The following is a 12,601-nucleotide window of genomic DNA, read 5'->3' as shown; positions in this document are numbered from 1 at the left end:
CTCGCCGCCTGGACCTCGCTGCCCGGCCGGACCGCGCTCGCGGCCGTCCGGGGCGGCCGGATCGAGGACCTCGGCGTGGTCCGCCCCTGCAGCGGGGCCTCCCGGATCGGCCCGCTCTACGCCGCCGCCCCCGGAGGTGGCCACCGCCCTCGTCCGGCGGCTCGCCGCGCACGCCCCCGGCGGGGAGGTGGCCGTGGACGTGCCCGACGCGAACCCGGCGGCGGCGGCGGTGGCCACCGGCCTGGGGCTGACCCCGTCCTTCGAGACCGCCCGCATGTACACGGGCCCGGCGCCGGAGGCAGAGCTGGCCGGGCTGTACGGCGTCACGAGCCTCGAACTGGGCTGAGCGGCCGGGGCGGGGGCCGGGGCCGGGGTCCGGGTCTGGCTTCGGGGCCGGGGCCGGACGGCGGTCGCACGGCGCCGCCCGGCCGGGTCCGGGGTTCCTCAGATGCCGAAGAGCACCCCGGTGGTGCTGCGCAGCCCGCAGGGGTTGCCGAAGGTGTACGTGTAGCTCAGCCGGCGGCCCTCCCACACGCCCTCGGCGGTGACGGTCACCGGGTTCCACTCCCGGGTACAGGCGGTGTCGGGCCGGGGAGCGGCGAGGGCGTCCAGCGAGGCGCCGGTGGCCCGCAGTTCGGCGCAGGCCGCCGCCGGGGCCGGGTGCGTGCCGCCCGGCCGCGGCGCGCACACCAGTGTCGCCGCGCGCAGCACCGTCCCGTTGGCGGTGTCCTCCCCGGCCGTCACGCTGACCACGAGCGCGGACGGCGAGTAGAGGCTCTGCGTTCCGGTCGGCGCCGCGTCGGCGGCTCCGGTCCCGGCCAGCGCGGTGAGGGCGGTGAGGGCCATTGCTCCGGAAGCCAGTCCCAGACTCCTGGTGATGGACCGCATTTCGAACACTCCTCGGGTCGGCGTTTCGGATAACGGACGGGAGTCTTGCCGATCCGGAGCGTGAACGCCCGTTCGTACGGCCGTTTCTCGTCACCGATCGTGAGCGCATGCGCGCAGTCCGCAGCCGTGTCCGTCCGTCCGCCGCCGCCGTGACCTGTGGGGGAGGGATTCCGGGAAACGGCCGAACACCCCTCCCCGAAAGGTTTGGAGCGCCCCTCAGCGGTCCGTCCACGAACGCGGGGAGTAGAGGTCGAGCAGCCGGGTGCGGGTCTGGTGGAGCCGGACGGCGAGGACCCGCCCGACCCAGTGCCCGATCGCGGAGCCGAAGGCGGGATCGGCGTCCATCAGCATCCGGACGGTCGCCCCGTCGAACTCGTAGGCGCGCACCGGGGTCATGGCCTCCGCGCTGAGCTGCCACGCGTACGGCGGGAACAGCCACGACCAGCCCACGAGCTCCCCGGGGCCGAGGCTCTCCACGGGAGCGGGGCTGCGGCGGCCGGGCAGCGGGATCTCCAGGGTCACCGTGCCGGAACGCACGATCCAGAACGTCTGGGCCGGCCCGCCCTCGTCGAAGAGCCGCGCGCCCTCGGGGAAGTTGACCTCACGGGCGTGCGCCATCAGCCGGCCGCGGTGCTCGGCCGACAGGACGGCGGCGATCCGGATGGCGGAAGGTGTGCTCACGACGGCCTCCGATCACGACCCCCCACGAGCCTCTGGTCCCCCCAGTGTCGCCGACCCGGGCCCGGATGAGGGGGTGCCGCGGCACGGGAACCGTCGGTCGTGCGCCGTTCACCGAGGGTGGCGGACGACGGTCCGGGTCGCCCGGAGCGTCGCCCGTACCCCGGCGGACGAAACCCTTCCGCCGGCTGCCGGGTGCTACTCCTCGGCGTTGGCCTCCAGGCAGGCCAGCTCCATCGCGTCGAGCACCGCCTCGTGACTGCGCCCGCTCAGCTCCGCCACGTTCTCGATCTGCGCCGTCGCCCAGGCGGCCAGCGTCATCACCAGCACCCGCAGCCCGTCCGTACCGTGGTCGTCGAGGATCGCGTCGGCGACCGTCATGGCGTCCTCCGGTACCTGCTCCGGCGGCTCCAGTCCGGCGAGACCGCGCAGCATCGCCAGGGTGCGGCGGGAGATCTCCGGCGTGATCCTCGCCAGCCGCATGTCCTCGTCGTCGTCCATCAGCCCCACCCTCCCGTTGCCGGCTGCCCCTCAGGGCACGGTAGAGGCGTACCGGCCCGCGCGGGGCGGTTTTGCCCGGGTGGCCGGGTGTGAAGGGATGGCCCCTGCTTGCCGGAATTGACGCCTCCGCGGCAGGCGGCGTGCGCCGGGGTGCTCCCGTGCCTTCCGCCCGGGGCGACCGGCCGGTAACTTGTCGGCCGCAGCCGTCCGGAGCGGGCGGCCGGAGCGGGCGGGAGCGAGATGAAGAGCCTCGTACGGGTGCTGCTGAGCGTGCTGTTCCTGGCGGCCGGAGCGCTGCCGGCCGCCGCCGCCCCCGCGGCGTCCCCGCCGGGCCCGGTCACGGCGAGCGCGTCCGCCACGGCAGCCGCCCCGGCGGCGGACACCGCCTGGACGCCCCCGCTCTCCACCCGGGGCCGGTACGTCGTCGACGCCCGGGGCGAGCGGTTCCGGCTGCGCTCGGGCAACTGGGACGGCGCGCAGGGCTCCTGGAACGGCTCAGGCGACCGGACCGACCCCGCCACCCACCACAGCGGTCAGGACTCCCACGGCATCCCGCTCGGCCTCGACCGGGTCCCGATGCCCGCGCTGCTCGCGGACTTCCGCGCACTCGGCCTCAACAGCATCCGGCTGCCCTTCTCCAACGAGATGCTCCACACCACCACCCCCGTCCCGGACGGGGCCGTCGCCGCCAACCCGGCCCTGCGCGGCCGGAGCCCGCTCCAGGTCTTCGACGCCGTCGTCGCCGCCCTGACCGACGCGGGCTTCGCCGTCATCCTCAACAACCACACCGGAACCACCCGCTGGTGCTGCGGGTCTCGACGGCAACGAGCGCTGGAACAGCGGCCGTTCCACCGCCCAGTGGGCCGACGACTGGGTCTCGATCGCCCGCCGCTACCGCGACAACCCGCGCGTGGTCGGCGCCGACCTCTACAACGAGGTCCGCCGCGACACCTGGGACGACCCGAACTGGGGCCTCGGCGACGGCCACGACTGGCAGGCCGCCTCCCAGGAGGCCGCCGACCGGATCCTCACGGAGGCCAACCCGGACCTGCTGATCGTCGTCGAGGGCATCAACTGGACCGGCATCCCCCTCGACGGATTCCCCCACGAGCGCCCGACCCTCACCCCCGTGCGCACCCTCTCGCACACCCTCGCCGTCTCCGGCAGGCTCGTGTACTCCGCCCACTTCTACGGGTACACCGGCCCCCGGCACAGCGGCGCGACCGGCCTCGGCGAGACCCACGACCCCCGCTACCAGGACATGACCCGGGCCCAACTCGAACAGACCCTCTACGACCAGGCCTTCTTCGTCTCCGCCGAGACCGGCACCCATTACACCGCCCCCGTCTGGATCAGCGAGTTCGGCATCGGCGCGGACGAGACGGGCGCCGCGCCGCGCGCCTGGTTCCAGAACCTCACCGCCTACCTGGCCGGCTCCGACGCCGACTTCGCGTACTGGCCGCTCGTCGGCTGGAGCACCACCGCCCAGGGCGCCCCGGGCGGCGACAGCTGGGCCCTGCTCCGCTACGACTCCACCGGCCGCCGCACCGGAGTCCTCGACCCCGCCGACTGGCGCACCGCCCCCTTGACCGCCCTGACCACCGCCCCCGGCCGCACCGGGCCCGTCTCCGCCACCCCGGCCTGGTACCAGCTCAGCACCGACCACCGGGACCACAACGCCTCCCTGCGCACCCGCGCCGCCGGCGACTGGGACGGCGGCGCCCGCAAGGCCGTCTGCCCGGACGGCGCCCGGCTGACCGGCCTCGGCCACACCGGCGGCCGCGGCCTGTGCACCACCTCGGACCTGCGGGCCCCGGCCGGCGGCCACACGGTGGTCCGCGACGAGGCGTACGTCCCGCCGGGCGGCGACTGGGCCACCGGCTACACCAAACTCCAGTGCCCGGCCGGGCAGTTCCTGATCGGGTACAGCCTGCGCGGCGAGCGCGTCTCGGCCGCCCTGTGTGCCCCGGCCCGCACGGCCCTCCCGGCGTCGGCCGGCCGCACCCTCTGGTTCGACCGCGGCGACAACCGCCCGGTGGGAGCCGGCGGCGGGGACTTCGCCCGGGGCCACTACAAGGGCCAGTGCGCGCCCACCGAATACGCGGCGGGCATCGCCTTCACCACCCGCGCCGCCTCCCGCCCCTCACCGGCCGCCCTCCTGTGCCGCCCGCTGCCCTAGGGTCCGTCGTCCGTGGTGCACGTGCTCCAGCACCTGCCGGAGCAGGGCGGTGACGTGTTCGTCGTGCAGCTCGTAGACCACGCTGCGTCCGTCGCGCCGCCCGGCCACCAGGTCGAGGTGGCGCAGCAGGCGCAGGTGGTTGGAGACGGTGGGCTGGCCGAGGCCGAGCGCCTCGGCCAGTTCCCCGACCGAGCAGGGCGCGTGCAGCAGCCGGGCCAGGATGCGGATCCGGGCGGGTGAGGCGAGGCCCTGCATGACCTCGGCGACCGCGGCGGCGTCGGGCTCGGTGAGCGTGGGCTGCGGTTCCGGGGCTGGTTCCATGGGGCCACCTTAGATCGGGAGATCAGGATGTGCACACGTCTATATATTTCGATGTGCTGATATATTGATGTCATGAACGTCGTGATGCGTGACGCCATGCGTGACGTGGCGCAGAAGGCCCAAGAGCGCGCGGAGCTGGTCAGCGCCCTGCTCGCCCTCACCGTCTACCTCACCGGGCTGGCCCTCCAGCTGACCGGGAACGGCGGCCCCGCCGCCCGGGCGCTCTTCGTGGCCGCCTACGCCGTCGGGGGGTTCTTCACCCTCCGCGAGGCGGTCGCCACCCTGCGCGCGGGCCGCTTCCAGGTCGACTTCCTGATGCTCGTCGCCGCGGCCGGAGCCGCCGCGATCGGCCGCTGGGAGGAGGGCGCCGTCCTCCTCGTGCTCTTCAGCCTCGGACACGCCCTGGAGGAGTACGCCATGGGCCGCGCCCGGCGCTCCATCGAGGCCCTGGGCGCCCTCGCCCCCCGCACCGCCCTCCTCCGGCGCGCCGCCGCCGCGGAGCCCGTCGAGGTGCCTGTCGGGGAACTGGCCGTCGGGGACACCGTCCTGGTCCGCCCGCACGCCCGGGTCCCGGCCGACGGGTTCGTCGCCGCGGGCAGCAGCAGCGTCGACCAGTCACCGATCACCGGCGAGAGCGTCCCCGCCGACAAGACCCCGGTGGCCGACCGCACCGCCGCCCTCGCCGACCCCGCCGCCACCGACCCCGGCAGCCGCGTCTACGCCGGCACCGTCAACGGCTCCGGCTCCCTCGACGTGGTCGTCACCCGCCTCGCCGCCGACAACACCCTCGCCCGCGTCGTCCGCATGGTCCAGGACGCCGAGGAACGCACCTCGCCCACCCAGCGGTTCACCGACCGCTTCCAGAAGGTCTTCGTCCCCGGTGTCCTCGTCCTCGTCGCCGCCCTGCTGGGCTTCGGCGCCCTCTCCGGCGAGCCCTTCACCGACACCTTCTACCGCGCCATGGCCGTCCTCGTCGCGGCCAGCCCGTGCGCCCTCGCCATCGCCACCCCGGCCGCCGTCCTCAGCGCCGTCGGCCGCGCCGCCCGCGGGGGAGTACTGGTCAAGGGCGGGGCGCCGCTGGAGGAGTTCGGCCGCCTGAACACCCTCGCCTTCGACAAGACCGGCACCCTCACCGAGGGCCGCCCCCGCCTCACCGAGGCCCTGACCGCCGACGGAGCCGGCCGCGAGGAACTGCTGCGCACGGCCCTCGCCACGCAGCGGCTCAGCGACCACCCCCTCGCCCAGGCCGTCGTACGGGACGCGCCCGCCCTGCTCGCGGACGCCCCGGCCGAGGCCGGGGCCCCCGGGGCCGTGAACCTCCGCGCCGTCATCGGCCGCGGCGTCAGCGCCGAACTCGACGGCGAGGCCGTCCACATCGGCAGCCTCTCCTACGCCGACACCCTCGCCGGCCCTCCCGTACCGCCCGCCCTGCGCGAGCGCACCGAGGAGCTCGCACGCACCGGCCGCACCACGATGCTGGTCCGCCGGGGCGACCGCTGGCTCGGCACCCTCGGCCTGATGGACGCCCCCCGCCCGGAGGCCGCCGGGACCGTCGCCGCCCTGCGCGCGCTCGGGGTCACCCGCACCGTGATGCTCTCCGGCGACGACCAGCGCGTGGCCGACGCGGTGGCGCGCGAGGTCGGCATGGACGAGGCCCTCGGCGGCCTGATGCCGCAGGACAAGGTCACCGAGGTGGCCCGGCTGCGCCGCACCGGCCGGACCGCCATGATCGGCGACGGGGTCAACGACGCCCCCGCCATGGCCGGAGCCACCGTGGGAGTGGCCATGGGCGCGGCCGGCTCGGCCGTCGCCCTGGAAACGGCCGACATCGCCCTCATGTCCGACGACCTGCGCCGGCTCCCCTTCATCACCGGCCTCAGCCGCCGGGCGAGCCGGATCATCCGGCAGAACCTCTGGCTGAGCCTGGGCATCGTCGCCGTCCTCGTCCCGGCCACCGCGCTCGGCCTGGGCATCGGCCCGGCCGTCCTGGTCCACGAGGGCTCCACCCTGGTCGTCGTCGCCAACGCCCTGCGCCTCCTGCGCCACCGGGACGACGGCTGAACCCGGGCGCCGCACCCGCCGCGGCGGGGCGCCCGGCTCAGGGGCGGCGCTCCACCTCCAGGAAGCGCCGCCCCCGCGGCCCGCGGTACAGCAGGCACTCCCAGCCGTGGCGCTCCAGTTCCGCGGCGCAGGCCTTAAGGCGCTCCTGCTCCTCCCCGGCGGCGCCCCCGCCCGGCGGGGCCGGCCCAGGTCACCTCCACCCGGTCCGCGACGCCCGCCACCCGGTAGCCGGTCCGGGTGCGCCGGCCGGCGGGGTCGACCGCCGACGGCGGGAAGCCGGCCGCCTCCAGCACGAGGGCCACCGCGCGGGGCATCAGCCGCAGCTCCCACGGGGCGGGCACCTCCGCCCCGCCGGCCAGCAGCCGGCGGATCTGCAGCAGCCCCTCGTACGCCGTGCGCACCTCGCCCGCCCGGCCCGCGCCGGCTGCCTCGGGGCCGTCCCCGGTCGCGGGCTCGAAGCCCTGGGGTTCCGTCTCCACCGCAGCCCCTCCACCGTCTGAGTACCCGTGCCGGGCGGACTGAGTATCCGCCCCGATCCACCGCCGCGGCGCCGCTGCTGGAATGACGCCATGGACACCACGGCACCCGCAGCCCCCCGCCCGCGCCTCGGGCACGTGACCGCCGCCGGCTCCGCGCTGGCGGTCGCCCTGGTCCCGCTCGTCGTCGGCGTGCTGATCGCCAAGGGCGTCGCCGCCGACCCGCACGCCCCCGTCAACGCCCTGATCACCGGCGGCGGCCAGCGCGCCGGGCTGCCCCGCGCCGAGTGGAGCCGGCGCGGGCACGGCGCGGTGCGCCGGCTGCGGACGGCCCCGCCGCGGCACCGCCCGGTGCTGCGCCGCCGTCCGCGACCGGGGGCGGGCCCTCAGGGTGTCCGGCGGATCGCTAGCCGGCCAGGTCAAGGGGCTCGTCGTCCCGGCACGCCCGCTTCCTACGCAGGCTGAGGTGAACACCCTGGGCCAGAGGCTCTGGTTGCATCCTGGTCCTGTCAAACGGATCCAGTGAGGGGGAGCGCCAAGTGTGGTCAGGGGTGTCAACGCACAAGGTTCCAAAGGGAGATCGGTTCGACTGGTACTCCGACATCGTGTCGAGCGAGGTGATGCCCGCCAGGCTCAGTTGCGAGCGGCCCGCCGAGTTCCAGGGTGAGGCCGCGGTGCTGGATCTGGGGGAGATCCGCGCATCGAGGTTCTCCTTGTCACCGCTCCGATCGCGGCGTACGGCCCCGATGATCCGGCGCGGCGACCCGGAGGAATACCAGCTGGCCCTCCTGCGCAAGGGAGCCACGTCGCTGTCGCAGTACCGGAGCGAGTGCACCATCGGAGCCGGTGACCTCATGCTCTGGGACACCTCCCGGCCCTCGGACAACCAGATGCTCACCGCGGGCGGGCAAGTACAGGCGACGATCCTGATGCTGCCCCGGAACATCATGCCGCTGCGCACCCAGCGCCTGGACCAGGTGCTGGCACGGCGTATACCGGGTATGGGCATGGCCGCGATCCTGGCGTCCTTCATGACCTCACTCGAAGATCACGGTGCCGAATGCACCCCGGAGGAGCTACGCCGTCTCAGTACGGTCGCCGTCGACCTCGCGGCGGCCTGCCTCGCCCAACAACTGGATGCGGAGGACCAGCTTCCTGCCGAAGTACGGGCGCAGGCTCTGGTACAGCGGATCCACGCCTTCATCGAGCACAACCTCGGCGACCCGGAGCTGAATCCGTCGGCGGTCGCCGCCCGCCACCACATCTCGGTGCGCACTCTCCACCAGCTCTTCCACGGCCAGGAGAGCACCAACGCCCGGATACGCCGTCGCCGCCTCGAGCGGTGCCGCGCCGACCTCGCCGACCCCGCCCTCGCCGGTCGCCGTGTGGGCGCCATCGCCGCTCGCTGGGGCTTCAGCGGACCGGTGGTGTTCAGCCGTTCCTTCCGCGAGGCGTACGGAGTCACCCCGACCGAGTTCCGTGCGCTGAGCATCAAGGGTTTCCGCGCCGAGCGTTCAGCAGACGGATCGCCTTCGGCCTAGATTCGGTGTTGCCGGAGCGGGAGGGAACTGGCCGGTAGCCCCGGGATTACGGGCCCAGGGCGCGTTGCTCCGGCCGCCGCCCCGCACTCTGCCCTCGCCGTCCCTTCGACCATTGTGGAGAACACGCACGTGAAGCGCACCCTGGCCGTTCTGACCACACTTGCCGCAGCCGCCGGAGGCATCCTGGCCACGGCCCCCGCCGCTGCGGCGGCCGACGGCTACTGCACCGTATCCAAGAGCGTCAGCCGGGGCGGGTACTGGACCGCGGTCCCCGCGACCAGCGGCGGATCCACCTCCTGCGTCATGGGCCGGGGTTCCAGCGGTCCGGCGGTCGGAGAACTCCAGCTCGCCCTGGCCATCTGCTACGGCATGGACACCGGGGGCAGCGACAGCATCTACGGCGCCAAGACCGAGGCGGCCGTTCGGTCGCTGCAGAGCGCGACGGGCCAGACCGCCGACGGGATCTACGGCCCCAACACCCGCAACGTCGTGGAGTGGCGCTGGTACACGACCATCGGCGCGAAGTGCGATCGCCTCTGACCTTGAATCGAGTTCCGCTCGACCGGTGAGCAGGCATCCGCGCTCCAGCGCGTGCTGTCGATCCGTCACTGAGCCACTACGTACGTAAGGAGTTCCCTCCGTGAAGTCCCTTGCAGCGCTCGGCATTGCCTCCGCTTCCCTCGTCAGCCTGATCACCCTGGCTCCGCCTGCCAGCGCCGCGGACGGCTGGTGCAGCACCACGACCTCTGTGTGGAAGAGCAACGGCCGTTTCATCCATCCGGCCACAAGCAGCGGCTCGACTTCCTGTCTCATGGGACCGGGATCCAGCGGTCCCCAGGTGGCGGAGCTCCAGCGCGCGCTGACGATCTGCCAGGGCCTCGACACCGGTGGCGTCGACGGGGTCTACGGCCGGAAGACCGAAGCCGCCGTGAAGACGGTCCAAGCCCGAAGGAGCCTGAAAGTCGACGGAATTTATGGCCCCGACACGAACCTGTTCGCCATTATGTGGCGTTACTACTGGAACGACGGCCAGGTGACCTGCTCCTGGCAGTGAGCCCGCGCCAGGTGCGCATGGCGAACACCAGGCACCCGGTTCCCGGCCTGCACCACGCCCGGGGCAACTCCGGCGACAACGCCCGCGCGACCTTCGACGCGGTTCCTTCGTCACCGACGGTCCTCTTCCCCAGCGCGGATTCTCCACTCGCCGACGTCCAATCCGGCGGGCAAACGCTGCTGTCGAACGTGAACGAAACCCACCCCCTAGAAGCCACTGAAAGCAGAAGAATGAAGCGCATAGTCACCGCTTTCTGTATGACCGCTGCCGTGATCGCAGGCGTGATCAGCACCGCTCCCGGCGCCGCAGCCGCTGACGGCTGGTGCGGCAAGACCGTCGAGGCGCACCGCGGTGGCTACTCGACGCAGGTCCCCGCCACGAGCGGCGGCTCCACGTCCTGCGTCATGGGCCGCGGCTCGTCCGGTGAGCACGTCTCCGAGCTCCAGCGCGCCTTGGCGGTGTGCCACGGTCTGGACACCGGAACCATCGACGGTGTGTACGGGGCGAAGACCGAAGCCGCCGTCCGAACCCTCCAGTCGTGGAATGGCCTCAACGCCGACGGCATTTACGGCCCCAACACCCGCAACGTCGTCTCGTGGCGCTGGTACGCCTACGCCGGCGTCGGCGCAACCTGCAGCCGCATCTGAAAGGAACGCCGTTCCATGAAGCCTGTACTCGTCGCGCTCGGCGCAACGGCCGCCGTGACTCTCGGCCTGATCGGCAACGCCCCCACCGCAGCAGCGGCAGACGGGTGGTGCAATGACACGACCGTTGTGAAGAAAGGTGCTTTTTCCGCGATATTGCCTGCCACCAGCGGGGGCTCCACTTCCTGCCTCATGAGCCGGGGAAGCAGTGGCGATCACGTCTTGGCGCTGCAGCATGCACTCCAGGGCTGCCAGGGACTGGACACCGGTGGCCTCGACGGCATATACGGCGCGAAGACCGAAGCCGCTGTCCGGACTCTACAGTCCAGGAACGGTCTGAGTGTCGACGGCGTCTACGGCCCCAGCACCCGCAACGTCATCTCGTGGTGGTGGCACAACTGGACGATAAGCGACGACAGGTGCGCCCGGCTGTGACCTTGAGTCAGCCCCGCACGCGGTCGGCCCTGTGCATCACGGCGGCAGGCCGCGTGCCGGCGTTTCAGAGGTGGGGCCGCCCTGTTCCGCGGTGTCCCCCCTCTTCCAACCGCACCGGCCAAGGAGCCCCCGCACCCATGGAACCCCGTTCGCTTCTCCTGCCTCGTCACGACGGCTCGGCCATGGTGGTCGGCGGCCCCACGACCGTACTGGACCTCGGCGGGCTGCGCATCGTCACCGACCCGACCTTCGACGACCCGGGCCGGCACGGTTTCCTCACCAAGACCGAAGGCCCCGCCGTCAGCGAGGAGCGGCTCGCGGACGTGGACCTGGTCCTGGTCAGCCATGACAACCACGCGGACAACCTCGACGACCGCGGCCGCGCCTTCGCCCTCGCCGCCCCTCTGCTGCTCACCACAACCAGCGGCGCCAAGCGCCTCGGCCCGCCCGCGCTGCATCTGGCCGCCTGGGACAGCCACACCCTCAGGCGCCCGGACGGCCGCGAACTGACCGTCACCGCCGTGCCGGCCGTCCACGGCCCCGAGGACGGTGAACGCGACCCGGACGGCGAGGTCAACTGCCAGGTCATCGGCTTCGTCCTCACCGGAGACGGCCTGCCCACCGTCTACGTCAGCGGCGACAACGCCTCCATGCGGACGCTCGCCCGGATAGCCCGCCGCTTCCCTGTAGTCGACGTCGCCCTCCTGCACGCCGGCGCGGCCCGCGTCCCCGGGAGGTTCCGTGAACGTGCTCTCAGCCTCGACAGCGTCCGCACCGCTGCCGCCGCCGCGATCCTGGGCGCCCCCGTCAACATCCCTGCCCACTACACCGGCTGGGCCCACTTCACGGAAGGCCGCCAAGCCCTCGAGCAGGCCTTCGACGACGCCGGCCTGACCTCCGTCCTGCACCTCGTCGACCACGGCACTTGGGTCCCGCTGAAGCCCTGACCGTCATCCTGGTCCCACCCCGCCCTCGTAACGCGTGCGCAGAAGCCAAGGGCGCATGGTTGCCGACCGGCACGACCACCCTCGGCCAGCCGCCCATCGCCCCCCTACCGGCCACAGGCCAACGGCAAGTCGAACGCTTCAACCGCACACTCCTCGACGAATGGACCTACCGGCGGCCCTACCGATCGAACGGCAACCCACCCATCAGCCGCGTGGACAACGCTCCGGGTCAACACACCTGGGAGGCCAGCGGCTCCTGGAGTTCGGTGACCCACTCCCGCGGGTCCTCCGGGCAGGCCAGGGTCAGCTCGCGGGCGTAGCCGGCCGAGCGGTGGCCGTGCGCGTCGATCCACCGGGCCAGCGCCTGCGCCGTCGGCAGTACCCCGTCCATCGGGCCCCGGTGCACCACGGTCGCCGCCCGCTCGACCCCGGGCAGTTCGACGATCCGCACCCCGGCCCCGAGGTCCTCGGCGCGGACCGCCGGCGCCACCCGGGAGCCCGGCGTGCACCAGGACCGCTCCCGGCTCGCCGCCCGGTGTTTTCTTCTTTATTAGGCCAGACCCGGACCGGCCGGAACCACCCCGGCGGTCTCGACGCGGCGGCACAGGTCCTCGTACAAAGGACCGATGACCGGCCCGATGTCCTGCGGGGCGAAGCTCGCGGCCACCCCGGTCAGTTCGGCCAGCCGCACCGCCGGCAGGCTCTTCACGACGATCTCGTCCGTGGACATGGTTCCCTCGCTCTCGATGGTCCGGAGCCTCGTCTCGACCTGGAGCAGCCGGGCCGCCGCCTCGGCCGCGGCGGTCTCCAGTTCCGCCCGGCGCAGCCGCAGCATGCCGCGCAGCTCCTCCGCGCCGACCTTCTCGTCGAGCACCG

13 protein-coding genes and 5 pseudogenes are annotated in these 12,601 nt (G+C 73.3%); 11 read left to right on the top strand and 7 right to left on the bottom strand.

Annotated elements, in window-relative coordinates; translation table 11 throughout:
• Positions 1 to 346, top strand: a pseudogene (locus SSNG_RS43435) (GNAT family N-acetyltransferase); the annotation flags it as partial.
• A gap of 98 nt (positions 347 to 444) precedes the next feature.
• Here the strand turns inward: SSNG_RS43435 and SSNG_RS03635 are convergent.
• The 3 genes from SSNG_RS03635 to SSNG_RS03625 form a co-directional block, all read right to left on the bottom strand.
• Positions 445 to 888: a subtilase-type protease inhibitor gene (locus tag SSNG_RS03635; RefSeq protein WP_042800488.1), complete on the bottom strand. Its 444-nt coding sequence runs from the start codon at positions 886 to 888 to the stop codon at positions 445 to 447.
• 216 nt (positions 889 to 1,104) lie between these two features.
• Entirely contained in the window at positions 1,105 to 1,569 is a 465-nt protein-coding gene (locus SSNG_RS03630) for a cyclic nucleotide-binding domain-containing protein (RefSeq protein WP_007262441.1), read from the bottom strand.
• A gap of 195 nt (positions 1,570 to 1,764) precedes the next feature.
• Positions 1,765 to 2,067: a hypothetical protein gene (locus SSNG_RS03625; RefSeq protein ID WP_007262440.1), complete on the bottom strand. Its 303-nt coding sequence runs from the start codon at positions 2,065 to 2,067 to the stop codon at positions 1,765 to 1,767.
• A gap of 240 nt (positions 2,068 to 2,307) precedes the next feature.
• Between SSNG_RS03625 and SSNG_RS44725 the strand changes: the two are divergent.
• Positions 2,308 to 4,246 (top strand): annotated as a pseudogene (locus tag SSNG_RS44725) (cellulase family glycosylhydrolase).
• On the opposite strand, the gene SSNG_RS03615 reads toward SSNG_RS44725, so the two are convergent.
• Complete coding sequence (locus SSNG_RS03615; protein WP_007262438.1) at positions 4,211 to 4,567, bottom strand: metalloregulator ArsR/SmtB family transcription factor; 357 nt, start codon at positions 4,565 to 4,567, stop codon at positions 4,211 to 4,213. The pseudogene SSNG_RS44725 and the gene SSNG_RS03615 sit on opposite strands and share 36 nt — an antisense overlap.
• A gap of 72 nt (positions 4,568 to 4,639) precedes the next feature.
• Between SSNG_RS03615 and SSNG_RS03610 the strand changes: the two genes are divergently transcribed.
• Positions 4,640 to 6,628 carry a heavy metal translocating P-type ATPase gene (locus tag SSNG_RS03610; protein WP_007262437.1) on the top strand — a complete coding sequence of 663 codons (1,989 nt, stop codon included), beginning with the start codon at positions 4,640 to 4,642 and terminating at the stop codon, positions 6,626 to 6,628.
• A 37-nt stretch (positions 6,629 to 6,665) separates the two neighbouring features.
• Here the strand turns inward: SSNG_RS03610 and SSNG_RS03605 are convergent.
• Positions 6,666 to 7,107 (bottom strand): annotated as a pseudogene (locus tag SSNG_RS03605) (hypothetical protein).
• Positions 7,108 to 7,197: 90 nt separating this feature from the next.
• Here SSNG_RS03605 and SSNG_RS03600 point away from each other — a divergent pair.
• The 8 genes and pseudogenes from SSNG_RS03600 to SSNG_RS43420 all read left to right on the top strand — a co-directional run.
• Positions 7,198 to 7,569 (top strand): hypothetical protein, encoded by a 372-nt coding sequence (locus SSNG_RS03600; RefSeq protein ID WP_007262435.1) that lies wholly within the window; start codon positions 7,198 to 7,200, stop codon positions 7,567 to 7,569.
• A gap of 86 nt (positions 7,570 to 7,655) precedes the next feature.
• The gene (locus tag SSNG_RS03595; protein WP_042800486.1) at positions 7,656 to 8,645 is read left to right on the top strand and encodes a helix-turn-helix domain-containing protein; all 990 of its coding nucleotides are present in this window, start codon (positions 7,656 to 7,658) and stop codon (positions 8,643 to 8,645) included.
• Between the two features lie 129 nt (positions 8,646 to 8,774).
• The gene (locus tag SSNG_RS03590) at positions 8,775 to 9,185 is read left to right on the top strand and encodes a peptidoglycan-binding domain-containing protein (RefSeq protein WP_050779538.1); all 411 of its coding nucleotides are present in this window, start codon (positions 8,775 to 8,777) and stop codon (positions 9,183 to 9,185) included.
• Between the two features lie 100 nt (positions 9,186 to 9,285).
• Positions 9,286 to 9,699 (top strand): peptidoglycan-binding domain-containing protein, encoded by a 414-nt coding sequence (locus SSNG_RS44720; RefSeq protein ID WP_007262432.1) that lies wholly within the window; start codon positions 9,286 to 9,288, stop codon positions 9,697 to 9,699.
• Between the two features lie 17 nt (positions 9,700 to 9,716).
• Entirely contained in the window at positions 9,717 to 10,346 is a 630-nt protein-coding gene (locus SSNG_RS37725; RefSeq protein WP_241694988.1) for a peptidoglycan-binding domain-containing protein, read from the top strand.
• A 15-nt stretch (positions 10,347 to 10,361) separates the two neighbouring features.
• Entirely contained in the window at positions 10,362 to 10,778 is a 417-nt protein-coding gene (locus SSNG_RS37720) for a peptidoglycan-binding domain-containing protein (RefSeq protein WP_007262430.1), read from the top strand.
• Between the two features lie 137 nt (positions 10,779 to 10,915).
• Positions 10,916 to 11,725, top strand: a complete 810-nt coding sequence (locus SSNG_RS03570) for an MBL fold metallo-hydrolase (protein WP_007262429.1) — start codon at positions 10,916 to 10,918, stop codon at positions 11,723 to 11,725.
• A 90-nt stretch (positions 11,726 to 11,815) separates the two neighbouring features.
• Positions 11,816 to 11,961, top strand: a pseudogene (locus tag SSNG_RS43420) (integrase core domain-containing protein); the annotation flags it as partial.
• Here SSNG_RS43420 and SSNG_RS45170 read toward each other — a convergent pair.
• Positions 11,955 to 12,215 carry a GyrI-like domain-containing protein gene (locus tag SSNG_RS45170; protein ID WP_050779536.1) on the bottom strand — a complete coding sequence of 87 codons (261 nt, stop codon included), beginning with the start codon at positions 12,213 to 12,215 and terminating at the stop codon, positions 11,955 to 11,957. The pseudogene SSNG_RS43420 and the gene SSNG_RS45170 overlap by 7 nt on opposite strands.
• A 60-nt stretch (positions 12,216 to 12,275) precedes the next feature.
• Positions 12,276 to 12,601, bottom strand: a pseudogene (locus SSNG_RS45165) (MerR family transcriptional regulator); the annotation flags it as partial.

The sequence above is a fragment of the Streptomyces sp. C genome, assembly GCF_000158895.1.
Classification (GTDB): Bacteria; Actinomycetota; Actinomycetes; order Streptomycetales; family Streptomycetaceae; genus Streptomyces; species Streptomyces racemochromogenes.
The sequence above is the reverse complement of the archived record's forward strand: the minus strand, read 5'-3'. Positions and strand labels throughout refer to the sequence as shown.